The sequence below is a fragment of the Pseudomonas sp. NFPP24 genome (assembly GCF_900112095.1).
In the GTDB taxonomy this organism is placed as follows: domain Bacteria; phylum Pseudomonadota; class Gammaproteobacteria; order Pseudomonadales; family Pseudomonadaceae; genus Aquipseudomonas; species Aquipseudomonas extremorientalis.
Genome location: NZ_FOKD01000021.1, coordinates 29,924 through 54,379, shown reverse-complemented (window position 1 = coordinate 54,379; position 24,456 = coordinate 29,924). Strand labels below are relative to the sequence as shown.

Genomic DNA, 24,456 nt, shown 5'->3' with positions numbered 1-24,456 from the left:
CGTCGTCGGTCAGAACCGTCTTGCTGCTTTTGCCATTGCGCTGATTGGTCGACTCCTCAGGGCGCTCCGCGCCCTGAGGGTAACCAAGGTGGTGACCCAGCTCGGCGCCTAGCGCACGCTCGATCAGAGCCTTCTTGAACGCCATGGACGCGTCTTGAATGGCTTCGGCGCTCATCGGGCCTTTAACAAACTGCTCGATCAGCTCTTGGGGAATCGAGGGCAACTCCCTCGCTGTTGCATTGGCGGACTTCTTTTTGGTCGGCATACATGCACCTCTAGCTACATGTTATGCCCGAACACAAAATTTCTGACAGTCTCTGAGAAAGGTGATTGAACGAAATTGTCCGGCAGACCACATAGCCCATGAGGGCTGCTCGAGCCGAGCAGCCCTTCACGTTCATTTTCTGGAGAGAGCCCATGTCAACAGTAAATCACCCCACACCGTTCCCAGGGGCCAACGCCCTCATCGAGTCGATTATCGGCACGATTCAAGGCCGGCAACCCACCGAACAAAGACCACTGACGGATGACCAGAAGCGAGTGCTGGAGGGGAAACCCGTAGCACCCGATTCGAAAATCACTTATTGACGCAGGCCGCTTAGCCCTTAAGGGTACGCGTCATCCGCAACGCCAACACGCTGCCGGCGACAATCACCGCCGCCAGCAGGTACAGCGCCACATCCGTGGACCCGGTGGCATCCTTCACAAAACCCACGATATACGGGCTGAGGAAGCCGGCCATCTGGCCCATGGAATTGATCAACGCCAGGCCGCCTGCCGCCGCGCTCGCACTGAGCATGGCGGTGGGCACCGGCCAGAACATTGGCAGGCCGGTGAGGGCGCCCATGGTGGCGATGGTCAGGCCAAGGATCGCAATCGCCGGCGTGGTGGCGAAGTTCACCGCGATTACCAGGCCGATTGCGCCCATCAGCATCGGCACCACCAAGTGCCAGCGACGCTCCTTGCGCAAGTCGGCGGAACGGCCCACCAGCAGCATGAATACCGCCGCCAGCAGGTAGGGGATAGCACTGAGCCAGCCGATCACCAGGTTATCGCTGAACCCCAGGTTCTTGATGATCGACGGCAGCCAGAAGTTGATGGCGTACACGCCGCTCTGGATGCAGAAGTAGATCAGGCCGAACGCCCAGATCGCCGGGTTCTTGAACACTTCGGCCAGCGAATCGGTGGTGGTTTTCGGCTTATTGGCCAGGTCAGTCGCCTGGTCGGCTTCCAGCACCGCGCGTTCGTGGGGCTTGAGCCACTTGGCGTTGGCGAAACTGTCGCTGAGCAGGAAGTAGGCAAGGGCGCCCAGAATCACGGTCGGGATGCCTTGCAGCAGGAACATCCACTGCCAGCCTGCAAGGCCACCCTGGCCGGCAGCGAAGTGGTTGAGGATCCAGCCGGAGAACGGGCTGCCGAGCAAACCGGACACCGGAATGGCCGACATGAACAACGCCATGATCCGCCCACGGCGGAACGTCGGGAACCACTGCGAGAGGTACAGCACCACACCGGGGAAGAAGCCCGCTTCAGCGGCACCGGTGAACAGGCGCAGGGTGTAGAAGTGCGTCGGTGTGGTGACGAACAGCAGGCAGGTGGACAGCGTGCCCCAGACGATCATCATCAACGCAATCCAGCGGCGCGGACCGAACCTGGTCAACGCCAGGTTGCTCGGCACCCCGCACAGCACGTAGCCGATAAAGAAGATCCCGGCCCCGAGGCCGTACACGGTTTCGCTGAATTTCAACGCGTCGAGCATCTGCAGCTTGGCAAAGCCGACGTTTACCCGGTCCAGGTAGTTGAACAGATAGCAGATGAAAATGAAGGGGATCAGGCGCAGGGTAATGCGCTTGTAGATGGCGTTTTTATCGTCATCGGTGGCCAGTGTGGCTGCGGCGCTCTGTGACATGGGAGTCTCTCTTTATTATGATTTTTCGCGATGCGAGGGTAACGTTGATCGCCTGAAGAGTCTCGGCCCTCTGGCGGGCCGCTGTCTTTGTGCTTGCGCACAGCGAACCCTGCTTTGCGCTGTGCCGATGAACAATCATCCTTTCAAGGAACTTAGCCGCATGTTCGAGCTGGATCATGACCTGGCGCAGGATATCGTCGATCGGACCATGGCGATCCTGCCTCACAACGTCAATGTCATGGACAGCCAGGGCCTGATTCTCGGCAGCGGCGAACCCGAGCGTATCAATACCCGCCATGAGGGCGCGCAACTGGTGCTCGCCAATGGCCGAGTGGTGGAAATCGACGGCCAGACCGCCAAGCACCTCAAGGGCGTGCAGCCGGGTATCAACCTGCCGCTGCTGCACGACGGCCGCCTGATCGGCGTGCTGGGCATCACCGGCGAACCGGAAGGCCTGCGTACCTACGCCGAACTGGTGCGCATGACCGCCGAAATGCTGGTGAGCCATCGCCACCAGCAGGCCGAACAACAATGGCGGCGCCAGCGTTGCGATGACCTGCTGGCCCTGCTGCTGGCGGAAACCGGCGACTCGCCACGCCTGGTGGACGAAGCCCAGCAACTGGGGCTCAAGCCGCAGATGGCGCGCACCCCTTATCTGTTTGAACTCGGCGCGGGGCAATCGGCAGAGGCGTTGGGTAGCTGGCTGACCTCGCGTTATCCGGACAGCTGGTGTGTCAGCTCGGCGCAGTATTCATTGTTGTGGTGCCGGCCAGCCGCGGTGCCGGTCGACAACCCGCGCCTGCTGGAAAAACTCGACGGCCTCGGCTGGCATGTCCTGCGTGTCGCCGTGGGCGGGCAAGCGGATGGGCTGGCGGGGCTGCGTCGCTGCTATCGGCGTGTCGGTGATTTACTCGCCTACGGTCGCGATGTGTTGCCGCAGTCACGCTTGCTGACGCTCAACCGCTATCGCCTGCCGGTAATGCTCTGGCGCCATCGCAACGACGACGCCCTCGACGAACTGCTCAACCCGCTGCGCAAAGTGCTGGCCAAGGACGGCAATGGCCAACTACTGGCCACGCTGCGCAGCTGGTGCGAACACGACGGGCAAAGCCAGGCCTGCGCCGACGCCCTGGGTATTCACCGCAACAGCCTGCGTTATCGCATGGAGCGGATTGCCGAACTCAGTGGCGTCGACCCGTTGACCCTGGACGGCATGCTCGCCCTCTACCTGGGCGTACAGCTGTTGCCCCAGGCTTTGTCGGAATGAACAACAAAGCACCGCCACACTTGTGCATTGGACCGGCGTCAGCAGCCGTGCCAACTGGCAGCATGGGGGTTATAAAAACCGGAGAAAGCCCATGAAAATCATCATCGCCCCCGACTCGTTCAAGGACAGCCTCAGTGCCGAAGGCGTCGCCCAGGCTATTGCCGAAGGGCTGGCACAGGTGTGGCCCGATGCCGAGTTGGTCCAATGCCCCATGGCGGACGGTGGTGAAGGCACAGTGGATGCGGTGCTCGCGGCGTGCAACGGCCAATTGCGCCACCACGTCGTGCGTGGCCCGCTTGACAGCGCAGTTGAAGCACACTGGGGCTGGTTGGCCGACAGCCACACCGCGATCATCGAAATGGCCGAGGCCAGCGGCCTGCAGTTGGTACCGCCGGGCCAGCGCGACGCATGCACCACCACCACCCATGGCACTGGCGAACTGATCCGTGCGGCACTGGATGCCGGCGCTGAGCGCATCATCCTGGCGATTGGCGGCAGTGCCACCAACGATGGCGGTGCCGGCGCGATGCAGGCGCTCGGTGTGCAGCTGTTCGACGCCGACGACCAACCGCTGCCACCCGGTGGCCTGGCCCTGGCGCGCCTGGCGCGGATCAGCCTGGAACACCTCGACCCACGCCTGGCGCAGGTACGCTTTGAAATCGCCGCGGACGTGAACAATCCGCTGTGCGGCCCCCACGGCGCCTCGGCGATTTTCGGCCCGCAAAAAGGCGCGAATCCCGAGCAAGTCCAACAACTCGACGCTGCCCTTGGCCGCTTCGCCGATCACTGCGCCAACGTGCTATCCAAGGATGTACGCGATGAACCCGGCAGCGGCGCCGCAGGTGGCTTGGGCTTTGCGGCCAAGGCCTTTCTCGGCGCGCAGTTCCGCGCTGGCGTAGAGGTAGTGGCCGAACTGGTCGGCCTGGACGCCGCCGTACGCGGCGCCGACCTGGTGATCACCGGCGAAGGCCGTTTCGACGCCCAGACCCTGCGCGGCAAAACCCCGTTCGGCGTGGCGCGCATCGCCCGGCAGCACAAGGTGCCCGTTATCGTGATCGCCGGCACCTTGGGCGATGGCTACGAGCAGATGTATGCCCATGGCGTGGATGCGGCATTTGCCTTGCCCTCAGGACCGATGACTTTGGAACAGGCCTGCGCTGAGGCGCCGCGTTTGTTGCGCGAGCGCGCGGCGGCTATTGCACGGGTGTGGCGCGTAGCAACGGAGTGCTGATAGCGGCCACCGTCAGCGTCGTGACAGATCAGTCGATAATTACTATGATCCGTGCTTACTTTGAGGACTGGCTGACCCGGCCAGGCACGTTGGAAGCCGATCATGCAGATCAAGCGTTTTACCCTTGTCAATTTCCGCGGTATCGAGAAGATGGAGCTCGATTTCGAGGGTAGGCAGACTGTCGCTTTAGTGGGCGTCAATGGGGTGGGCAAGTCTTCGATTCTGGATGCGTTGGCTATTACGCTTTCGAATTTGACATGCCGGATCATTGATCAAGCTTCGAAATCCAGAGCCATTTCCAAAGACGACATCACAGTTGGCAAAGACTACTCGCGCCTGGCGGTTGTAGTCTCATTGGCTAATGAGGAGGTCGACTGGGCTATCGCGTTGAACCGACGCTCCGGTAAGGGTAAGCATCCTAAAGAGCAAAGTAGTGACTTGGTGCGTTTGAACAGGGCTATTGCTCCTGTTGAAACCAGTGCATTCAATTACGAGTTGATCGGCGGCGAGCCTGTCGAATTGCCGTTAGCTGTTTATTACGACGTCCATAGAGCTGTTCTGGATGTGCCGTTACGAGTCAGGGAGCGTTTGATCAATGCAATCGCTGAAGGCTATGACGATGCACTTGGCCACGGAGGTGCGGACTTCAAGAGATTTTTCATTTGGTTCCGCAATCAGGAAGATCTCGAAAATGAACGCAGCCGCGACTTGCCCGGGTATCGAGACTCGGAGCTTTCGGCAGTTCGTGATGCGATCGAAACGTTCACTGGTTTCAAGGACGTTAGGATTCGCCGTAAGCCAACCCTGAGAATGACTGTTCTTAAAGAAAACCTTGAATTCAACGTTTTACAGCTTTCTGATGGCGAGAAATGTCTGTTAGCGATGGTCGGGGATCTGGCGCGCAGGCTTACGTTACTCAACCGAGAAGTGCTTGAACCGCTTAAAGGAAAGGGGGTCGTGCTTATTGATGAGCTAGACCTGCACCTTCATCCAGGCTGGCAACGTACTGTCGTTGAAAAGCTTGAGCGCACGTTTCCCAATTGCCAGTTCATCATTACCACCCATTCTCCGCAAATCCTGGGTGAGCTGCCTGCCGGGGCCGTGATGCTTTTGAAAGACGGTCAATATCTGGGCCACCCAGAGCGCTCGCTGGGCCTTCGCAGTGGCGAAGTCATTGAAGAGCTGATGGGGGGCGTTGCCCAGAACAAACATGTCAGTCATCAACTCAGAAAAATCTACCGCGATCTCGACGATGACAATCTCGAATCGGCCCAAGCCCAACTAACGCAATTACGCGAGAGCGTCGGGAAAATACCTGATGTGCTCGAAGCCCAAGCCAATATCGACTCTCTGAGGTCAATCGAAGAGGGCGAAGCGTGAAGTCGATCAGAAAAGGGGCTGAACCACGAGCATTGATTGAGTGGCGAAGGGTAAATCGCGACACCCCCCACAACCTTTTCTACGGCAAGGGAAGCACCTTCCCGAGTGAAGCAGTGCGCCAGGCGCTCCTGAAGGAACAGTTTCATTTATGCGCCTATACCTTGCGACGGCTGCCGACAGCCGTTGAGTGTCAGGCTCGAGATCATGGCACGCAGTTCAGTTGCCATATCGAGCACATCATTCCACAAAAGCACCAACAGGCTGACAGCAACATTGCTTACAAAAACTTAGTCGCCTGCTATCCGTCCAGTCAAAGCAAAGTCGCTTGCGGCTACGGCGCGGTGGAAAAGGCCGATTACAACACGGTGACAAAGCCGTTTGTTTCACCGCTAACAGCCAATATCGAGCGGCAGTTTCGATACTCCCGTGATGGTTATGTAGAGGGCCTGACTCCCGAGGCGATTGCCACGGTCGAAGTGCTCAAACTCAACCATCCAACGCTGGTCAATGATCGGGCTGCCGTCATCAAAGGCCGTTTGAAACCACGCGGCACGCCTATTTCTGCCGCAACCGCTCGGCGTCTGGCCGATGACGTCGTAAAACCAGACGCTCAACATTGCCTGCCTGAGTACTGCCTGGCCCTCAAGCAGCAAGCCGAGCGTCACGCGCAAAACCTGGAAAAACGCGCAGCCCGAGTTCGTGGTCAAGCCAGACCCTGACAGCTACCGCCACAAACCCCGAACATGGGACAATCCGCGCCTTTTCGACACGGAGAGTCCCCATGCTGCGCCCCGCCTTCCTGGTCCTGTTACTCACTGGCGCCACCCCCCCGGTCTTCGCCCAACCACCCTCCGAAACCGTACCGCTGCTGCGTGAGATCAAGCAGTGGGTGGTCGGTTGCGACAACCTGCGCAATTGTCATGCCCTCAGCGCGCCCAGCGGCGTGGATGAAGAGGACTACAGCTCGTTGACGTTGCACATCTGGCATCAGGCCGGCCCGCAAGGGTATCCGCGTTTGCGCTTCGATCATCGAGGTCAGGACGTTGACCTTTCCACTTTGACGCTGGACGGCCAGGGCGGTGATCCCGAGGTGCAGTCGTACGGGGTGATTGATGACGCAGCGACGCGGCGCTGGTTGCAGCGTCTGCGCAATGGCCAGCGCCTGCAGTTGCCAGGCGAGGGCGCCGCGCACGTATCGCTGAGCGGGTTGAGTGCTTCGCTGCTGTTGATGGATGCAGTACAGGGACGCGTGGACAACGTGACGGCCCTGGCTCGACCTGGCAAGGGCGCGCCCAGCGAGGTGCCACCACAGGCGCCAACGCCGATATTGCGCAAGTTTACGCCAGCGCCGCCGTTGACCGCGCAGGAGCAGGCCGGGTTGGTGGCGGCTGCATTGCAGGCCGTCACGCCGGAAGAGGGTGAACCCGAGGCAAAAGCCGGTGCCCTGACGGCACGCCAGGCAATGACCGTGACACGTTATGACTGCGCGGCCTACAACTGCGAGTTCAATGTCAGCAGCCGTGAGCGGCAGGCGCCCTATACCGAAACGCTGATGGACCTGCAGCCGCTGCCTCTGGAAGACGCCGCGCTGCAAGGCTCGGTCGGCTATGACGAGGCTTCCGGCACACTGAGTTACTTCTACAAGCAGCGTGGCATCGGTGATTGCGGCGGCGGGGCCTCCTGGGTGTTCGACGGCAAGCGCTTCCAGCTCAGCGAGTTCCACCGGATGCCGCGTTGCACCGGGGTCGGTTACGGTGACTGGCCGTCGCTGTGGTCAACCGTGCCAGCCCCCTAGCCATCGGCTCAATGTCGCCCCTACACTGGCCGGCCACGTGTCTTTCAAAGGATGAAACACCATGCACACGCCTGAACCCCCTATCGTGATCCAGCGCTTCACCGAGGCCCACCTTGAAGGCGTCGCTGCGCTCTACAACGAACCGGCCGTGTGCCGTCAGGTGCTGCAAATGCCTTTCCAGTCGGTCGAGATGTGGCGCAAACGCCTGGTGATGGACAACGAGCGGCGGCTGCAACTGGTGGCGTTGCATGGTGGTGAGGTGGTCGGCCAGCTGGGCCTGGAACAGTACCTGCGCGTGCGCCAGGCTCATGTCGGTTCGTTCGGCATGGGCGTGGCAACGGCGTGGCAGGGCAAGGGCGTCGGTTCGCGGCTGCTGACGGCCGCGCTGGACGTGGCCGACAACTGGATGAACCTGCACCGCGTGGAACTCACGGTGTACGCCGACAACGAAGCGGCGCAGCGGCTGTACCGCAAGTTCGGCTTTGCGGTCGAAGGCGTATTGCGTGATTACGCCCTGCGTGACGGCCAGTTTGTCGACACCGTGAGCATGGCGCGCCTGCGCCAGTCGGTTTAATCCTGCAAAGCAAACGCCACCGCAGCCTGCGCATGCAGCTCGGTGGTGTCCAGTAATGGCAGGTCGCTGTGTTCAGGCTTGATCAGCAAACCGATTTCCGTGCAACCGAGGATGATCGCCTGGGCGCCACGTGCAGCCAGCGACTCGATGACACCTTGGTAGACTTTGCGTGACGCCTCGCTGATCACGCCGACGCATAATTCTTCATAGATGATCCGGTGCACGGCCTGGCGCTCGTCGGCCTCCGGCACCAGCACGGTCAGCCCCTGGGCGGCCAGGCGCGACTTGAGGAAATCCTGTTCCATGGTGAACGCCGTACCGAGCAGGCCGACCGTCAGCGTGCCGGCCTCAACGGCAGCCGCACCCGCCGCATCGGCGATGTGCAGGAAGGGGATCGACACTGCCGCCTCGATACGTGGCGCCACCAAATGCATGGTGTTGGTACACAGCACCACACAGTCGGCGCCACCGGCTTGCAGACGGCGCGCGGCGTCTTCGAGGATCAGCGCGGTGTCATCCCAGCGCCCGGCATGTTGCGCCTGCTCCACCGGGCCGAAGTCCACGCTGTACATCAACAGTTGTGCCGAGCGCAGCGGGCCGAGCTGGTCGCGCACGCGTTGGTTGATGATGCGGTAGTACTCGGCGCTGGACTCCCAGCTCATGCCGCCGATAAGGCCGATGGTGCGCATGCGATGCTCCTGGCAAGGAAAGTCGCTTCACCTTACCCATCGGCCATTGATTAGTCATACGCAGTTGCCCGCGAAATGACCGGTGCAGTTTCACATGTCCAGGCTGGTCCAGCCGGGCCTGGCCTCATCCAGTGCCACTGCGTGCACCCGCTTGCCGGTCGCCAACTCCACACGCCGCGCCACTTGCGGGTCATCGGCAAAGGGCATCAGGCTGGCGTCGTCCAGGCTCTTGTCCGATTGACCGCGCAAGCAATACTCCACCGCGCCATACAGGCATACCACCATCAACAGGCCCCACATTTCAGGCGATCCGCGCATCAAGCTGCGCTATTTGCAGATCCGCGACGCGCACCGTGCGCCAGATGTTGTAGGCCATCAGCAGCATGCCGGTCAGAAAGAACACACCACCGGCAAACCGCACCACAAACCCCGGGTGGCTGGCCTGCAAGGCTTCGACAAACGAATAGGTCAGGGTGCCGTCATCGTTGACCGCCCGCCACATCAAGCCCTGGGTGATGCCGTTGACCCACATTGACGCGATGTAGAGCACGGTGCCAATGGTGGCCAGCCAGAAGTGCAGGTTGATCAGCCCCACGCTGTGCATCTGCTCGCGGCCGAACACCTTGGGGATCATGTGGTACAGCGAACCGAAAGTGATCATCGCCACCCAGCCCAGGGCTCCGGCGTGTACGTGGCCGATGGTCCAGTCGGTGTAGTGGGAGAGGGCGTTGACGGTCTTGATCGCCATCATCGGCCCCTCGAACGTCGACATGCCGTAGAACGCCAGGGACAGCACCAGAAAGCGCAGGATCGGGTCGGTGCGCAACTGATGCCAGGCGCCGGACAAGGTCATCATGCCGTTGATCATGCCGCCCCAGCTAGGCGCCAGCAGGATCAGCGACATGGCCATGCCCAGCGACTGCGCCCAGTCGGGCAGGGCGGTGTAGTGCAAATGGTGCGGACCGGCCCAGATATACAGGGTGATCAACGCCCAGAAGTGCACGATGGATAAGCGATAAGAGTACACCGGGCGCCCGACTTGTTTCGGCACGAAGTAATACATCATCCCCAGGAAACCTGTGGTCAGGAAAAACCCTACGGCGTTATGCCCGTACCACCATTGCACCATGGCATCGGTCGCCCCGGAATACACCGGATAGGACTTGAACCAATCCACCGGGATCGCCAGGTGGTTGACCACATGCAGCATGGCGATCACCAGTATGAACGCGCCGAAGAACCAGTTGCCCACGTAGATGTGCCGGGTTTGGCGTCGCACCACAGTGGTGAAAAACACTATGGCATACGCCACCCAGACCACCGCCATCCACACCGCGCCGGAGAATTCGATCTCGGCGTATTCCTTGGTGGTGGTGTAACCCAGCGGCAGGCTGACCAGCATGATCACGATCACCGACTGCCAACCCCAAAAGGTAAACGCCGCCAGGCGGTCGGAAAACAGCCGTACCTGGCAGGTACGCTGTACCGCGTAATAGCTGGCGGCGAACTGCGCGCTGCCGGCAAAACCGAAAATCACCAGGCTGGTGTGCAGGGGGCGTAGGCGGCCAAAGGTGGTCCATGGCAAATCCAGGTTCATCTGCGGCCAGACCAGTTGCGAGGCGATCCACACGCCCATGGCCATGCCCACCACGCCCCAGGCAATAGTGGCGATAACGAATTGACGGACGACTTTATAGTTATAGGCCTGTCCGATTGTTGCGCTGCTCATGCTCAGTCCTCCCACGGTTCCAAGTGGCGGCACTTTAGGAAGCATGGGTAAAACAAAACAGGCTCAGAAAAACCTCATTGTTGCGGATCAGTTTTTAGCCGTACGTCGAATGGCTGCATCTGCCATGATCAGGCTTCGCAACCAGGCTCACCCAAGGAACGCCGCAATGGATGATGTACAGCAACTGGGCGAGATGCTTCGTCATTACGCCGACAGCGAAGCGCACAAGAAGCAACAGTTCGACGTGCAGTCGGCCCGTTGGGCGCAGAAGCTCGATGAGCTGTTCGGGCAGATCGAGCAGTGGCTTGAGCCGGTGAAGACGGTGGGGTTGCTTGAAGTCCACCGTGAAGCTTACGTAGCCAGCGGCCCGAGCGTGCCAATGGAGACCTCGACATTCAAGACCGAGAAACTGACCGTGCAGATCACCGGCAAACCGGTGGAGTTCGTGCCGGATGTAATGGGCGCGGGCGGCTTGATCTCCGTGTCGGTCATGGGCCTGACCGCGGCGCGCCACGGCAGTGTGTCGCTGGTATTGCCCGCGGATAAGAACGACTGGTTGTGGAAGAAAACCAATGGCCTCAAAGATCCGGACACCTTTGGTTTCGACGCCAACTTCCTGGCCTCGCAGTTGCAAAGCCTGATCCCCCGCGAACGCAGCTGAAACGTCGAATGATGGGAACAGGGTTATTTTGCCAGGATTGGCTATACCTACAGCTCAGTGTTCCAACGTCGACCGCCAGGGAGTTCAGACATGACACTTAGGCATTTGCTCTGCACGTTGTGCATCGCTTCGCTCGGGCTGGCGGGGTGTGCCAGCAAGATCACCGCGCCGGATGAGTATTCCGGCTTTCTCTCGGACTACAGCCGGCTCAAGGAAGCCAAGTCTCCATCGGGGGCCGAGGTGATGCGCTGGGTCGATCCCGAGCTGGATCTGAGCCGCTATCACGCAGTGTACGTCGAACCGACCCAGTTCTACCCTAAGCCCCAGGCCACCGCGAAAATTCCGCTAACCACCCTCAACGGCATCAATACCTACTACAACCAGGCACTCAAGCGTGAGCTGGAAAAATCCCTGCCCCTGGCCAATGCGCCAGGTCCAGGCGTGATCGTGGTGCGCGCAGCAATCACCGCCGTGAGCAGCAAGACCGAAGGCCTCAAACCCTATGAGTACATTCCGGTGGCCTTCGTCGTGGCGGCGGTAAGCACCGGCACCGGGATCCGTGATCAGGAAACCACCCTGGGCACCGAGGCGCAGTTCCTCGATGGTGCCAATGGCAAGGTGCTCGCCCAGGTGGTGCGCAAAGGCACTGGCAAGCCGCTGTCCAACGATTCGCAGGTGATGAAGGCCGATGACGTGAAAAGCGTGATTGACGGCTGGGCGTCGGACCTGCATCAGTCGTACGTGAAACTTACACGCTAGAACGTGCGAGAAGGTGAGGGCTGCGGTGCCCTCACCCTTGTGGCGACCGGGCGCGTGACGTTACTTGAGCGGCGTCAACGGCGGCAGCTTCCATTGGCCGTTACCCACCTCAGGCTTGGGCAGGTAAATGCGCAATACCGCATAGAACGGACCGGGTGGTGCCGGCAACCAGTTGCTTTGCTCGGCTTTCGGCGGCTCGTGGTGCTGCAGGGCCAGTGTCAGGCCGCCATCGGCGTCACGCTTGAGGGTGGGCAGCATTCGCGAATTGATCAGGTAGCGCTTCTTGTGGTTGGGCACCAAAAGCTTGGTCTTGGCGTCGTACATGGTCAGCGACCAGAACGCATCGGCCGGCGGCAGTTGGTCCTTGGCAAAGTGCACGGTGTAGCTGTGTCGTGCGCCGTTGGCAGGCTTGCCTTCGCTGTCGATGAAGTAGCTCATGTAGACGGCTTCGTCGGCGGAGTTGCCGAAAATGCCCAGGTTGGCGCCAGCATAGCGGTACAGGTAATTGTTGTTCAGGTGGTCGCGGCTGCCGAACAGATCACCGCTGGTGACCTGGTGAGTGTCCACTTTGTCTTTCTTGAACGCGGCAAATTCGGCATGGGCGTCGGCAATGCCTTCATCCAGAGCCTTGCGCTGTTCGACGGTCAACTCCTTGACCTTGAACGGCGCGCCCGGGGCAATTCCGATCTTGGCAAACCGGGCCAGCAGGTCTTTTTCGCTGTCCTGCGGGGCTGCGAAGGCCAGCATGAAGTTCAGGTAGCGAAACAGTTGCGGGCCCTCGGTCATGGTCGCCGTGGGCTTTGGCCATTCGACCTTGGGCGCCTTGGCTGGCGCGGGTTGTTTCACGTAGCTGCTCAGTGGCTGCACTTTGTAGCCGGCCTGGATCTGCTTGACCTTGCCCAGGTCTTTTTCATCAAACAACTGCGTCCGGTACAGGGCGTAGGCGATATTGCTTTCGCTGTAGATCACGCGGTCGACATTCACCGGCTGCTGACCCTTCCAGTCGGGGCCGGCGATCATGTAGTGGCCGCCGTTGTTACCGGTGCTGCGGGTGCCCAGGTAAGCGAAGTTCTGCGTATAAAGATCGATCAACTGCACCGAGTAGTAGCGATCGTCTTCGATCTTGGGCAGGGTCAGCACCAGTGGTTCGCGGCGCAGGTCCATCCAGACGAACGAGTAGGGCGTGTCGGCGTTGGGCGTGACGAAGGCCGTGTCCTTGGGCGTGAACACCTGCGCGGTATTGCCGATCTGGTTGAACGGCGCCTTGAAGTTGGCACCGCCCTTGTCAACGGCCTGGGTATAGAGCGTCTTGTACATGTCCACCACCGGAAACCCATACAGATAGGCTTCCTTGGCAATGGCCCGGGCTTCGGCCGGGGTTGCCGTGAAGTCGGCCCAGGCGCCGGTACTCATGAGTATCGAGAGGCTCGCCAACAGCAGGCGCGTCGGTTTTCCAATCATGTTGTTGCGTCCTTCCTGAGTGCGGGTTGCAGGGTCGCGCTGAATGGCGCGCGAATGCGCCGAGTTTCCGATTTTATTCACCGAACGTCACGTTAATCTCTGAGCACCTGACGCGAAGATGCCGCCCATGCAGGCGGCATCGAGGAGTACAGGCTGGAATTAACGTACGGGCAGCATCGATTTGACTTTGTCGCGTAATTGATCGATCGAGAACGGCTTGGCGATCACGTGCATGCCAGTCGGCACCTCGATGTTTTCCGCATAGCCGCTGGCGAACAGGATCGGCAGGTCCGCACGCAGTTCGCGCACCTTGGTGGCAAGTTGCTTGCCATCCATGTCCGGCAAACCGACGTCGGTCATCATCAGGTCGATCACCTGGTCGGTGTTTCGCACCAGGGTCAGCGCTTCTTCAGCATCGCCGGCCTCCAGTACGTTGAATTCCAACTCCTCCAGGACATCGACGATGAGCATGCGCACGATGGCATCGTCTTCGACGACAAGGATGGTGGAGGCGGTGACGGACATAAAAAATTCCCGAGAGTGAAAAGGATTGGCCGTGAGCGGTGCAAAGACCATCCTCTAATGAGTCGCGGCGATCTCGGCAAGTTCCCTCACCGAAGCCGGTATTGTGCCGGTGTTGGAAAAGAATGTCCCGCATGAGTCTGCGACCGATATTCTACAGGGGCGCAGCGCAATACTAATGAGAGTCCCCGGCATCTGCGGGAAGCGCAGGATGCCGGTTCTTCACCTCGCACCTCAGCCGGCATTTGATACCGATCTGGAGGAGGCGATTGAGATCTTATTGGATACCATATCATGCACGCCGTTGATGCTCTCGACGGTGTTCATCAAGTGCAACTCACTGAATTGCGAAACAGAATAGGTCAAGGAGCCCGGATTGGGTGGAAACCAGTGGCTCGTTGACCCCGAGATCATCGCGCTTTCTATTCCAGCGCGCATGGAGGCCTCGGAGTTGAATGTGGCCAACCCGAAGTTGGGGTCGAAGTAGAACCATTCTTTTTTGCCGCCATTGATGACAACCCCGGCGGTAATTCCGTGTGTTGTATTACCTATCATCAGGCTGGTCGACGTACTGGCATTCGCCAGTTGCTCGATGATTTCTGCAGCCGTCTGCTGCTGCTTATATTGGCCCACATGAAAGTCATGCCTGAGCTTGGCCTGGAAGCGTTGCATGTTTTGTTGAAACACCAGTGTGGCCGGATGCTCGGGATTAGCCATTACCGTGAATAAATTCTCCAGCAGGGTGGCTTGCTTGCCTTCCTGAATGGCATAGGCCATCGAGTTCGCAAACACGGCACATTGCCCCCCCGAGATAGGACTGACTTGGCTGAGGTAAAAGCCCTGTGGCATTGGAATGAAGGTTCCGCCTGCCGTCTTGATGTTTTCACTGAAGTGTTTGGCAAGGGAAAGATTCAACTCGATCGCGCGCTTTTCAACCTGTCGGTACAGACACCCCATTTCTTGAGTCGTCAACCCGGGTTGCAAGGCCAGTTCCTGAAGTTGTGGGATTCTCAGGCCAGGCCTGTACCCCTTTATCGAATCGGGCGTTCCCGCCTTGTAACCCTGCTTGAAACTGTCCGCCTCGAACGCCTTGAGGCTTTCCATTTTGGTGTAGAACGTGTTCGGCAGTTCTTCCAGATCATCTATGCGGCGCTTCAGGCGTCCCAACTCTTGCGCGCTCGGATTGGCTTGCAGTGCAAGTCGCTTGAGCTGCTCAACGTTCAGGGAGGTTGAGTAACCCTCAATCGACGGCGGTGTCCGGCTGTTGAGACCAAGGTGGAAGCCGTCGGGATCCGTTTTCAACGCGTCCGCCTTCAAGTTCGTGAATTTCTCGGCGTAATTGGGGTCGGGCTGGGCGGCAGGAGGCGGGGAGCCCCACCAACTGGCGAACCACTCGGTCGTCGCCGACTCCGTCAACCCTTTGATTTCACCCCCGGAGGCTGCGACAGAGGGCGTGAAGTTTTCCAGAGGTGCCCCGTAGGGTTGAGCCTTGACCGGGTCGTAGCGGTACCATTGCCCATCGTTGAACACGGCAGCCGTATGCATCTTTGTCTCGCCGACCTTGTAGCTGCCTATCGCGGCTACGTCGTACTGGTTGCTGAGGCTTTTCAGCAACCCGTAACTGTCTGATGTACCTCGCAGTATTTGTATGCCTTTAGCCAGTGCCCGAGGGCTTTTGCCCAATAGTCTTACACCGCCAAATACCACGTCGTCTGCGCCCCCCAGCGGATTGAACGCACTGACGGTCGCCGCTCCAATCACGCGCGCACCCTTGGCCAGCTTTGTAGCCGCAGAGGCGGTGATAGCCCCTACCTTGACCAGCTTGGCAGCGGTCGCTGCGCCAGCGGTCAGGAACCCCATGACATCCATCGTCAGATCAAGAGCGCCCGCCACATAGTTGCCGTTTATGAAGTTGACGATGGCCGATCTCAACGGGATCAGGTCCAGGAAGAAGTTGGCCGCGCGATCCTGTGCTTCAAACTGTTTGTCCAACTGCGTAGAACCTTTGGCCGCTTTTACAACATCGGCATTGTCGATATCCAGGTGCTCGACGAACGCATCGGCAATGTAGGTGCTCCGGTCACTGCTGAAGCTTTTCGGCGTGACTGACGTGTCGCCGGTGTTTTCCTTTTGATTTTCCTGGCTATAGCGGGTCGGCCGGAACTCGGTTCGGTGAATTTGCCGTGAGCCTGGACCATAGCGTGTTTCATCGTAATGGTTGCCGCTCCCCAGCTTGGTGATCGTGCCTTTCTGGATGTCAACTTCATAAACAGACGACACGCTGTCGCGTTCGGTTTTTATCGAAAAGGTGGAGTATTTGTGGAGAAGTGTTTTATCCGTGAGATTGATTCTGTACTCGGACTCATGAAAGAAGCGCAGCTTTCCATATTCCAGGTCTTTGCGTTGATCCAGGGGAAGTTTGGAAATGAGGTGCCTGACGGTCGCACTCAAACCTTTCTTTCGCGAAACAATGGCCTCGTCGAAGTGTTGCTTGAAAGCTGCATTCACGCCGAGCACAGGATTATCATTGATTTCGGCGAGGGGGATACGAGGGTCCTCGGTCGTCCAGGTGTAATGACGGTTTTCCATCATCGCAATGTCCAGCATCGAGAAATACCCTTCAGGCCGCAAGTTCGGGTCATAAAGCGGCATCGCCGTGGATTGATGGCCGGATGTCTGGAGTTTCAACAGGGGTTGTTCAAACGGAATACCTTCACCAAAACGTTCTTTCAGTTTGGCAAGGGCGATGTCCTTACGGTTGGGTATTTCAGCATTGGCTAACGCTTGTGCGTCAATCTGCTCGGCAAACTCGCGGTTGTATTGGGTTCTTAACTGATCCAGTTCTTGATTCGTGTACTGTTTGTCATCTTTTCTCTTGATCAGGCCGTTAACGACCCCCCAATCGACCAGTGCGGTTTGCTGGGCGAGCTCGGTCACCGCCGGATCGGCCTGGGCGGCCTTTTCGGCCCTGATCATGATTTCGTCGAAGCCCATGGTCATCGCCGACCCGGGTGACTCAGCTTCCTGGGTCGCCACCGCGATCTCCAATCGGGTCCAGGCCGGGCTGCCATAAGTGACGTTGTCGGGAATGCCTTTGACCAGGAATGCGGGCGCTGCCTGCGCGAGCAATATCATGGCGGCAACCTTGGCCATCTCCGGGCCAGCCAGGCCGCGCTCAATCAGGTGTTTGACCAGCGCCTCCACCACGGCTGACGGGTGCAAGCCCCAATGGGCCGACTGCGCCAGGTCGAACCCGGCTACTTTGTTTCGCTGCGGGTTTGTAAGCGCTTCGGGGTTCAGGATCCGGTTGATCAATACCAGGAGATAGTCATGGATGCTGATGTCTGTGTCGAATCCCTTTATAACTGCTCGCATCGCCCGACCCAGTGCCTGGCCTGTGGGACCGTTCACCATGGATTCAAACGCTTTGACGGGGTCTGTCTTGGCGTCACCAGATAGGGGTTTATTGTCATTGAGGAGTTCAAGGATACCCTGTCCATTGCCCGTCTCGGATGAGTTGGTGTGATCCTTGATGTATTGGAGGGCCGCTGTGTGCAACGTTTGTTGATCGTCCGGACTCAAAGGTGCGGGCCAGGACAGAGCTCCCCCGAAATCGCCAAACGGGTTCGCCAGCGCTCTCTCGCTGACGGCATCCGCCAGCGCGGTCAAGGAAAAATGATTGGTGGGCAGGCCAAGACCAATGCCGCGGATGAAACTCTCCAATGTGACGAGTGTGTCGGGCTGCGTTGGAAAGGATGAATGCGGGTGGATTTCCATCGCGGTGGTTTTGAGTGCGTTCGAGACGGCCGGGGGAGAAGCATTGTGCCCCAGTGTCTTGGCAATTTTGTGCAGCGCTTGCGACAGGGTATGCAGGTTACGCGCATTGCCAATCAGGGTTTTGCTGGAGAGGTTGGCTGTTGTGAGAGAAGTCGGTTGTGGCGCCGGGTTTGCCTGTTGTTGCGCAATGCTCCCAGGCGAAGTGGGTTGGGACAGCTGATGGGTTTGACTGAACGCACGCATGGATGGGTTGGGGGCTGACAAAGACACCGCGTAGAGACTGGTCATGGCTGGGTACCCTTTAGAGATGGACTTGATTCAGTCTTTGCCTGTGGACGTTCCGTATCGCCACGGCGCTTTACTGAGTGCCGGCCTCTGCCACCTGCGTTCCTGTGTCCGCTCGTTCGCTCGGTAAAAGCGACGTATATGGCCTGGTTTGACGTGCGGTTCTCACAATCGGCTGTCATTCATCTCACGGTTCTCTGGCATAAAAATAGCGTTCAACCCCAACTTTGGGGCAAACTCCTGGGTTTTCTGCACTTGGCCAAGGCATGCCCATGACTCCCGCTTCGTCCGTCGATGAAAAGAGCTTTCGTAATCTGCTGAGCCGAAACGTTGCATTGCCCCTGGGCGTGGGCGTGCTCAGCGCGGTGTTTTTCGTGTGCCTGATCACCTACCTGTTGTCGGTGATCCAGTGGGTTGAACACACCGACCGGGTTATCAATAACCTCAATGAATCGTCCAAGCTGACCGTGGACCTGGAAACCGGCATGCGTGGCTTCCTGATCACCGGCGACGAGCATTTCCTCGACCCGTATGAAGTGGCCAAGCCGCGCATCATCGCCGACCTGCGTAACCTGCAGGAGCTGGTAGCGGACAACCCGCAGCAGGTGGATCGCCTCAAGCGCCTGGAAGCCCTGCAGGCCGAGTGGAACAACTACGCCCAGTCGATGATAGATATGCAGCGCACCAGCGGTGACTACCGCAGCGCGGTCAAGGCCGGCCGCGGCAAGCGCCTGACCGATGAAATCCGCAAGGAATACGAAGACGCGGTGGCGATGGAGCAGCAGTTCCGCATCACCCGCAACGAACAAGTCACCCGCACCACGGTGATCAGCGTCACCCTGTATTTGGTCTTTGTGCTGGGCTTGAGTGGCTTCCTGGCGTATATCGGCCGTAAAAATCTTGTTTCTTTATCAGATAGTTACAGCGCAAACCTCATGTCACAACAGAAGATTGCGCGACGCCTCGAACAACAAGCCTGGCTGCGTAATGGCCAGACCGAACTGGCCGAGCAGGTGCTCGGCCAGTTGACCCTGAATATGCTCGGGCGCAACATCCTTCAATTTTTTGCCCAGTACATGGGCTCGGCTGTTGCCGCGCTGTATGTGCGCGAAGAACACGGCGGTCTCAAGCGCGTGGCCACTTATGGTTTTTCCCGCGAACAGGAACAGCGGGAACAAGCGATCTACAGTGACGAAGGCATTGTCGGCCAGGCTGCCCAGCTCGATCGCCTGATTCGCCTGGATGATGTGCCGGTGGATTACTTCAAGGTCAGCTCCGGTCTGGGTGAAGGGCCGACGCGCAGCGTGCTGGTCATGCCCACCAGTGATGATGACCGCGTCAACGGCGTGGTCGAACTGGGCTTCCTGCGCCCGCTGGAAGAGCGTGACGAAGAGCTGCTGGAGCTGATCGCCGGCAATATCGGCACCTCCATCGAAGCGGCGCGGTACCGCCAGCGCCTGCAGGAAGTGCTGGCCGAAACCCAGCAGCTCAACGAAGAGCTGCAAGTGCAGCAGGAAGAACTCAAGACCGCCAACGAAGAGCTGGAAGAGCAGTCGCGCATCCTCAAGGAGTCCCAGGCCCACCTGGAAACCCAGCAGGCCGAGCTGGAACAGACCAACGAGCAACTCGCCGAACAGACCGAGACCCTGGCCGAACAACGCGACGCCATGGACCGCAAGAACATCGAGCTCAACCAGGCCCAGCTCGAACTGGAAGAACGCGCCGAAGAACTGCAGCGCTCCAGCAAGTACAAGTCCGAATTCCTCGCCAATATGTCCCACGAGCTGCGCACGCCGCTGAACAGCTCGTTGATCCTGGCCAAGTTGCTGGCCGAGAACCCCCAGGAAAACCTCAGCGCCGAACAGGTCAAGTTTGCCGAGTCGATCTATTCCGCCGGCAATGACCTGCTCAACCTGATCAATGACATCCTGGATATTTCCAAGGTGGAGGCCGGCAAGCTGGAGATGCGCCCGGAAAACTCCAGCGTGGCACGGCTTGTCGACGGCCTGCGCGGCATGTTCGAGCCGCTGGCGGCTGATCGCAAGCTGGGCTTCCAGGTAGAGGTGCAGGAAGGCACGCCGACCATGCTGTTCACCGACCGCCAGCGATTGGAGCAGATCCTGAAGAACCTGCTGTCCAACGCGGTCAAGTTCACCGAACAGGGCGAGGTCAGCCTGTCGGTGTCGCGAGCATCGGAGGAGGGCATTGCCTTTACGGTACGCGACTCCGGCATCGGCATTGCGCCAGACCAGCAGGAAAGCATCTTCGAAGCCTTCCGCCAGGCCGACGGCACCACCAACCGCCGTTACGGCGGCACCGGCCTGGGCCTGTCGATTTCCCGCGACCTGGCGGCCCTGTTGGGTGGCTATATCAGCGTGACCAGTGCCCCGGGCAAAGGCAGCACCTTTACGCTGGTGCTGCCGGAACATTATGCAGAGCCAGGGGAGGACGCAGCACCGATCGAGCCGCCGCGCCAAGTGGTGGTGGTGCCCGCACCGGCTCCAGCCAAGGTGTCGCCGCTGCCGGTGGCCGATGCCAGCCAGATCCCGCGTTTCGCCGATGACCGCGACAAGGCCCCGTTCACCACACGCTGTATCCTGGTGGTGGAAGACGAACCTAACTTCGCCCGCATCCTGTTCGACCTGGCCCATGAGCTGGGCTACCACTGCCTGGTGGCCCACGGTGCGGACGAAGGCTACAGCCTGGCCGAGGAATATGTGCCCGACGCCATCCTGCTGGACATGCGCCTGCCGGACCATTCCGGGTTGACCGTGCTGCAGCGCCTCAAGGAACACGCCAATACCCGGCACATCCCGGTGCATGTGATTTCTGTGGAAGACCGCGTGGAAGCCGCCATGCACATGGGCGCCATCGGTTATGCGGTCAAACCCACCACCCGCGAAGAGCTCAAGGACGTGTTCGCGCGCCTCGAAGCCAAGCTGACCCAGAAGGTCAAGCGCGTGCTGCTGGTAGAGGATGATGACCTGCAACGCGACAGCATTGCCCGCCTGATCGGTGACGATGACATCGAGATCACCGACGTCGGCTACGCACAGGCCGCTCTGGACCTGCTGCGCACTAACGTCTATGACTGCATGATCATCGACCTCAAGCTGCCGGACATGCTCGGCAACGAACTGCTCAAGCGCATGGCCACGGAGGATATCTGCTCGTTCCCGCCGGTGATCGTCTATACCGGGCGCAACCTGACCCGCGATGAAGAAGCCGAACTGCGCAAGTATTCGCGCTCGATCATCATCAAGGGCGCCCGCTCGCCGGAGCGCCTGCTGGATGAGGTCACACTCTTTCTGCACAAAGTCGAATCCCAGCTGTCCCATGATCGCCAGAAGATGCTCAAGACCGCCCGCAGCCGCGACAAGGTCTTCGAGGGGCGCAAGATCCTGCTGGTGGACGACGATGTGCGCAACATCTTCGCCCTGACCAGCGCCCTGGAGCACAAAGGCGCGGTGGTGGTCATCGGGCGTAACGGCCGTGAGGCCATCGACAAACTCAATGAAGTCGAAGATATCGACCTGGTGCTGATGGACGTGATGATGCCGGAAATGGATGGTTACGAGGCCACTGCCTTGATCCGCCAGGACCCGCGCTGGAAAAAGCTGCCGATCATCGCGGTGACGGCCAAGGCCATGAAAGACGATCAGGAGCGCTGCCTCGCGGCCGGTTCCAACGATTACCTGGCCAAGCCGATCGACCTGGATCGCCTGTTCTCACTGATTCGCGTGTGGCTACCGAAGATGGAACGCATTTAAGTGGAGCGAAGTTTCTTGGAAAAAAGCAGCGATATTGAGCTGCGCCTGTTGATCGAGGCGATTTACCTCAAGTACAGCTACGACTTCCGGGATTACTCCGGGGCGTCGGTCAAGCGCCGCGTGGCTCATGCCTTGCGCCAGTTTGATTGCGCGACCATTTCCGCCTTGCAGGAGCGCGTGTTGCACGACCCGGCGGCGTTCATGCAGTTGCTGCAGTTCCTGACGATCCCGGTAAGCGAGATGTTTCGCGACCCGTCGCACTTTCTCGCGATCCGCCAGGAAGTGGTGCCGCTGCTCAAGACCTACCCGTCGATCAAGATCTGGATCGCCGGCTGCAGCACCGGCGAGGAGGTGTACTCCATGGCCATCCTGCTGCGCGAGGAGGGGTTGCTGGAGCGTACGATCATCTACGCCACCGATATCAACCCGGCGTCGCTGGACAAGGCCAAGCAGGGCATCTTTTCCCTGGAGAACGTACGCGCCTATACCGCCAACTATCAGCAGGCCGGTGGGCAACGTTCATTTGCCGACTACTACACCGCGGCTTACGATTACGCGATCTTCGATAAAACGCTGCGTGAGAATGTGACCTTTGCCGATCACAGCCTGGCGACCGATAGTGTATTCTCGGAAACTCAATTAATTTCGTGTCGTAACGTACTGATTTATTTCAATAAAAAATTGCAGGATCGAGCGTTTGGATTGTTCCATGAGTCGCTGTGTCATCGCGGCTTCCTGGTGCTGGGCAGCAAGGAGACCCTGGATTTCTCCGCGTACGGCAAGCAATTCGAACCGTTGGTCAAACAGGAACGGATCTACCGAAAGCTATGAATCAAGCGGCTGCCAACCCGGCACAGGTCCGGGGCATAGAGGCTATTGTGATCGGCGCCTCCGCCGGTGGCGTAGAGGCGCTGCTGACGGTATTTGCCCAATTGCCTGCGGACTTCGGCCTGCCGATCATCACCGTGCTGCACCTGCCCGACGAGCGCCGCAGCCAGTTGGCCGAAGTGTTTGATCGCCGCGTCGCCATGTCGGTGGTGGAGGCGCGCGACAAGGAAGTGCTCAAGCCCGGCACGCTGTACTTTGCCGGACCTGGTTATCACCTGTCGGTGGAGCATGATCGCAGCCTGTCCCTGAGTCAGGAAGACCGCGTGCACCATTCGCGGCCCGCAATCGACTTCCTGTTTGAGTCCGCCGCCGATGCCTACGGCACGGGCTTGCTCGCCATCCTGTTGACCGGCGCCAACCAGGACGGCGCCCGTGGCCTGGCCCACGTCAAGCAGCAGGGCGGAACCACCGTGGTGCAGGAGCCCACTGAAGCACGTGTCGCCGTCATGCCCCGAGCAGCCCTGGCGCTGCACACACCCGACCACATTCTGACGTTGAGCCGCATTGGCTCATTGCTGGCTTCGCTGGAATATTCCCCATGTTAAGTACTGTCCAGGCCAAACTGCTGATCGTCGACGATCTGCCGGAAAACCTGCTCGCCCTCGAAGCGCTGATCAAGCGCGAGGACCGCCAGGTATTCAAGGCATTGAGCGCCGACGAGGCCTTGTCCCTGTTGCTGGAGCACGAGTTCGCCATGGCGATTCTCGACGTGCAGATGCCCGGCATGAACGGGTTCGAGCTGGCCGAACTGATGCGCGGCACCGAGAAAACCAAGAACATCCCGATTGTGTTCGTCAGCGCCGCCGGCCGCGAACTCAATTACGCCTTCAAGGGCTACGAAAGCGGTGCCGTGGACTTCCTGCACAAGCCGCTGGATATCCATGCGGTGAAGAGCAAGGTCAACGTGTTCGTCGACCTGTACCGCCAGAGCAAGGCCATGAAGCTACAGGTCGAAGCCCTGGAGCGCAGCCGTCGCGAGCAGGAACTGCTGCTGACGCGTCTGCAGGCCACCCAGGCCGAGCTGGAGCAGGCGGTGCGCATGCGTGATGACTTCATGTCGATCGTCGCCCACGAAGTGCGTACGCCCCTCAACGGGCTGATCCTCGAAACCCAGTTGCGCAAGATGCACCTGGCCCGCGACAACGCCGCCGCGTTCACCCTGGACAAGATGCACGCCATGGTCGACCGTGACGAACGGCAGATCCAGAGCCTGATCCGTCTGATTGAAGACATGCTCGACGTGTCGCGCATCCGCACCGGCAAACTGTCGATACGCCCGGCGCGGTTTGACCTCACACAGCTTGTCAGCAGCCTGGTGGAGAACTTCGCGCCCCAGGTCGCGGCGGCGGATTCATCCATGACCCTGACTGCCGAAGGCCCCGTGGAGGGTCACTGGGATGAGTTCCGCATTGAGCAGGTGGTCACCAACCTGTTGACCAACGCCTTGCGCTACGGGGCCAAGAGTCCGATAGAAGTGCGCGTGTACAGCGAGCATGACGAAGCTCGCGTAGAAGTGCGCGATCACGGCATTGGTATCAGCGAAGACAACCAGAAGCGTATCTTCCAGCAGTTCGAACGGGTATCGGCCAGTCAGGTTGCGGCAGGCCTGGGCCTGGGGCTGTTTATTTCCGAGCAGATCGTTGCAGCCCATGGCGGCACCATCGAAGTCGAGAGCCGGATAGGCGAGGGCGCCTTGTTCAGGGTGTGCCTGCCGTTGCAGGCGACGGCTTGAATTCAATCGTCACCTCGACGCAACCTC

At 59.6% G+C, this 24,456-nt stretch carries 20 protein-coding genes; 12 read left to right on the top strand and 8 right to left on the bottom strand.

Annotated elements, in window-relative coordinates; genetic code table 11:
* Together BM026_RS28355 and BM026_RS28345 are read right to left on the bottom strand one after the other, a co-directional pair.
* The coding region (locus BM026_RS28355) for a transposase (protein WP_175507987.1) at positions 1-265 on the bottom strand (265 nt) is incomplete at its 3' end.
* A gap of 333 nt (positions 266-598) precedes the next feature.
* The gene (locus BM026_RS28345; RefSeq protein WP_093513256.1) at positions 599-1,909 is read right to left on the bottom strand and encodes an MFS transporter; all 1,311 of its coding nucleotides are present in this window, start codon (positions 1,907-1,909) and stop codon (positions 599-601) included.
* 160 nt (positions 1,910-2,069) lie between these two features.
* Between BM026_RS28345 and BM026_RS28340 the strand changes: the two genes are divergently transcribed.
* The 6 genes from BM026_RS28340 to BM026_RS28315 all read left to right on the top strand — a co-directional run bounded on the left by BM026_RS28340 (position 2,070) and on the right by BM026_RS28315 (position 8,156).
* Complete coding sequence (locus BM026_RS28340; RefSeq protein WP_092243680.1) at positions 2,070-3,176, top strand: sugar diacid recognition domain-containing protein; 1,107 nt, start codon at positions 2,070-2,072, stop codon at positions 3,174-3,176.
* Positions 3,177-3,267: 91 nt separating this feature from the next.
* A complete protein-coding gene (locus tag BM026_RS28335) occupies positions 3,268-4,407 on the top strand; it encodes a glycerate kinase (RefSeq protein WP_092243677.1) in 1,140 nt (379 codons plus the stop codon).
* A gap of 102 nt (positions 4,408-4,509) precedes the next feature.
* A complete protein-coding gene (locus BM026_RS28330) occupies positions 4,510-5,787 on the top strand; it encodes an AAA family ATPase (protein ID WP_092243674.1) in 1,278 nt (425 codons plus the stop codon).
* Positions 5,784-6,506 carry an HNH endonuclease gene (locus tag BM026_RS29090; RefSeq protein ID WP_139216851.1) on the top strand — a complete coding sequence of 241 codons (723 nt, stop codon included), beginning with the start codon at positions 5,784-5,786 and terminating at the stop codon, positions 6,504-6,506. Before BM026_RS28330 ends, BM026_RS29090 begins: the two co-directional genes overlap by 4 nt.
* 62 nt (positions 6,507-6,568) lie before the next feature.
* Positions 6,569-7,582 (top strand): DUF1176 domain-containing protein, encoded by a 1,014-nt coding sequence (locus tag BM026_RS28320; protein WP_093530866.1) that lies wholly within the window; start codon positions 6,569-6,571, stop codon positions 7,580-7,582.
* A 61-nt stretch (positions 7,583-7,643) separates the two neighbouring features.
* Entirely contained in the window at positions 7,644-8,156 is a 513-nt protein-coding gene (locus BM026_RS28315) for a GNAT family N-acetyltransferase (RefSeq protein WP_092243666.1), read from the top strand.
* Here BM026_RS28315 and BM026_RS28310 read toward each other — a convergent pair.
* The 3 genes from BM026_RS28310 to ccoN all read right to left on the bottom strand — a co-directional run bounded on the left by BM026_RS28310 (position 8,153) and on the right by ccoN (position 10,574).
* Entirely contained in the window at positions 8,153-8,845 is a 693-nt protein-coding gene (locus BM026_RS28310; protein WP_092243663.1) for an aspartate/glutamate racemase family protein, read from the bottom strand. The genes BM026_RS28315 and BM026_RS28310 overlap by 4 nt on opposite strands.
* Before the next feature lie 90 nt (positions 8,846-8,935).
* Positions 8,936-9,145, bottom strand: a complete 210-nt coding sequence (locus BM026_RS28305; RefSeq protein WP_092243660.1) for a cbb3-type cytochrome c oxidase subunit 3 — start codon at positions 9,143-9,145, stop codon at positions 8,936-8,938.
* A gap of 1 nt (position 9,146) precedes the next feature.
* The gene (ccoN, locus tag BM026_RS28300) at positions 9,147-10,574 is read right to left on the bottom strand and encodes a cytochrome-c oxidase, cbb3-type subunit I (protein WP_093530864.1); all 1,428 of its coding nucleotides are present in this window, start codon (positions 10,572-10,574) and stop codon (positions 9,147-9,149) included.
* Between the two features lie 166 nt (positions 10,575-10,740).
* Here ccoN and BM026_RS28295 point away from each other — a divergent pair, with 166 nt between their 5' ends.
* On the top strand, positions 10,741-11,235 hold the full coding sequence (locus BM026_RS28295) for a hypothetical protein (protein ID WP_071488281.1): 495 nt from the start codon (positions 10,741-10,743) through the stop codon (positions 11,233-11,235).
* 90 nt (positions 11,236-11,325) lie between these two features.
* Positions 11,326-11,994 (top strand): DUF3313 domain-containing protein, encoded by a 669-nt coding sequence (locus BM026_RS28290; protein ID WP_071488282.1) that lies wholly within the window; start codon positions 11,326-11,328, stop codon positions 11,992-11,994.
* 60 nt (positions 11,995-12,054) lie between these two features.
* On the opposite strand, the gene BM026_RS28285 is transcribed toward BM026_RS28290, so the two are convergent.
* The 3 genes from BM026_RS28285 to BM026_RS28275 all read right to left on the bottom strand — a co-directional run bounded on the left by BM026_RS28285 (position 12,055) and on the right by BM026_RS28275 (position 18,042).
* The gene (locus BM026_RS28285; protein WP_093530862.1) at positions 12,055-13,455 is read right to left on the bottom strand and encodes a DUF1254 domain-containing protein; all 1,401 of its coding nucleotides are present in this window, start codon (positions 13,453-13,455) and stop codon (positions 12,055-12,057) included.
* 159 nt (positions 13,456-13,614) lie between these two features.
* Positions 13,615-13,980 carry a response regulator gene (locus BM026_RS28280; RefSeq protein WP_093530860.1) on the bottom strand — a complete coding sequence of 122 codons (366 nt, stop codon included), beginning with the start codon at positions 13,978-13,980 and terminating at the stop codon, positions 13,615-13,617.
* Between the two features lie 231 nt (positions 13,981-14,211).
* On the bottom strand, positions 14,212-18,042 hold the full coding sequence (locus BM026_RS28275) for a hypothetical protein (RefSeq protein WP_093530859.1): 3,831 nt from the start codon (positions 18,040-18,042) through the stop codon (positions 14,212-14,214).
* 269 nt (positions 18,043-18,311) lie between these two features.
* On the opposite strand from BM026_RS28275, the gene BM026_RS28270 reads away from it, so the two are divergent.
* From BM026_RS28270 to BM026_RS28255, 4 genes are read left to right on the top strand one after another with little or no spacing between them, the layout of a single operon-like run.
* Positions 18,312-21,809, top strand: a complete 3,498-nt coding sequence (locus BM026_RS28270; protein WP_092243642.1) for a response regulator — start codon at positions 18,312-18,314, stop codon at positions 21,807-21,809.
* On the top strand, positions 21,810-22,640 hold the full coding sequence (locus tag BM026_RS28265) for a CheR family methyltransferase (RefSeq protein ID WP_012724198.1): 831 nt from the start codon (positions 21,810-21,812) through the stop codon (positions 22,638-22,640).
* Entirely contained in the window at positions 22,637-23,242 is a 606-nt protein-coding gene (locus tag BM026_RS28260; RefSeq protein ID WP_092243639.1) for a chemotaxis protein CheB, read from the top strand. Before BM026_RS28265 ends, BM026_RS28260 begins: the two co-directional genes overlap by 4 nt.
* Positions 23,236-24,429, top strand: a complete 1,194-nt coding sequence (locus BM026_RS28255; protein ID WP_092243636.1) for a hybrid sensor histidine kinase/response regulator — start codon at positions 23,236-23,238, stop codon at positions 24,427-24,429. Before BM026_RS28260 ends, BM026_RS28255 begins: the two co-directional genes overlap by 7 nt.
* Positions 24,430-24,456 lie beyond the last annotated feature (27 nt).

Coding starts and splice junctions, on each gene's coding strand:
- BM026_RS28345 (WP_093513256.1), bottom strand. CDS start 1,909: ATGTCACAGAGCGCCGCAGCCACACTGGCCACCGATGACGATAAAAAC.
- BM026_RS28340 (WP_092243680.1), top strand. CDS start 2,070: ATGTTCGAGCTGGATCATGACCTGGCGCAGGATATCGTCGATCGGACC.
- BM026_RS28335 (WP_092243677.1), top strand. CDS start 3,268: ATGAAAATCATCATCGCCCCCGACTCGTTCAAGGACAGCCTCAGTGCC.
- BM026_RS28330 (WP_092243674.1), top strand. CDS start 4,510: ATGCAGATCAAGCGTTTTACCCTTGTCAATTTCCGCGGTATCGAGAAG.
- BM026_RS28320 (WP_093530866.1), top strand. CDS start 6,569: ATGCTGCGCCCCGCCTTCCTGGTCCTGTTACTCACTGGCGCCACCCCC.
- BM026_RS28315 (WP_092243666.1), top strand. CDS start 7,644: ATGCACACGCCTGAACCCCCTATCGTGATCCAGCGCTTCACCGAGGCC.
- BM026_RS28310 (WP_092243663.1), bottom strand. CDS start 8,845: ATGCGCACCATCGGCCTTATCGGCGGCATGAGCTGGGAGTCCAGCGCC.
- BM026_RS28305 (WP_092243660.1), bottom strand. CDS start 9,145: ATGTGGGGCCTGTTGATGGTGGTATGCCTGTATGGCGCGGTGGAGTAT.
- ccoN (WP_093530864.1), bottom strand. CDS start 10,574: ATGAGCAGCGCAACAATCGGACAGGCCTATAACTATAAAGTCGTCCGT.
- BM026_RS28295 (WP_071488281.1), top strand. CDS start 10,741: ATGGATGATGTACAGCAACTGGGCGAGATGCTTCGTCATTACGCCGAC.
- BM026_RS28290 (WP_071488282.1), top strand. CDS start 11,326: ATGACACTTAGGCATTTGCTCTGCACGTTGTGCATCGCTTCGCTCGGG.
- BM026_RS28285 (WP_093530862.1), bottom strand. CDS start 13,455: ATGATTGGAAAACCGACGCGCCTGCTGTTGGCGAGCCTCTCGATACTC.
- BM026_RS28280 (WP_093530860.1), bottom strand. CDS start 13,980: ATGTCCGTCACCGCCTCCACCATCCTTGTCGTCGAAGACGATGCCATC.
- BM026_RS28275 (WP_093530859.1), bottom strand. CDS start 18,042: ATGACCAGTCTCTACGCGGTGTCTTTGTCAGCCCCCAACCCATCCATG.
- BM026_RS28270 (WP_092243642.1), top strand. CDS start 18,312: ATGACTCCCGCTTCGTCCGTCGATGAAAAGAGCTTTCGTAATCTGCTG.
- BM026_RS28260 (WP_092243639.1), top strand. CDS start 22,637: ATGAATCAAGCGGCTGCCAACCCGGCACAGGTCCGGGGCATAGAGGCT.
- BM026_RS28255 (WP_092243636.1), top strand. CDS start 23,236: ATGTTAAGTACTGTCCAGGCCAAACTGCTGATCGTCGACGATCTGCCG.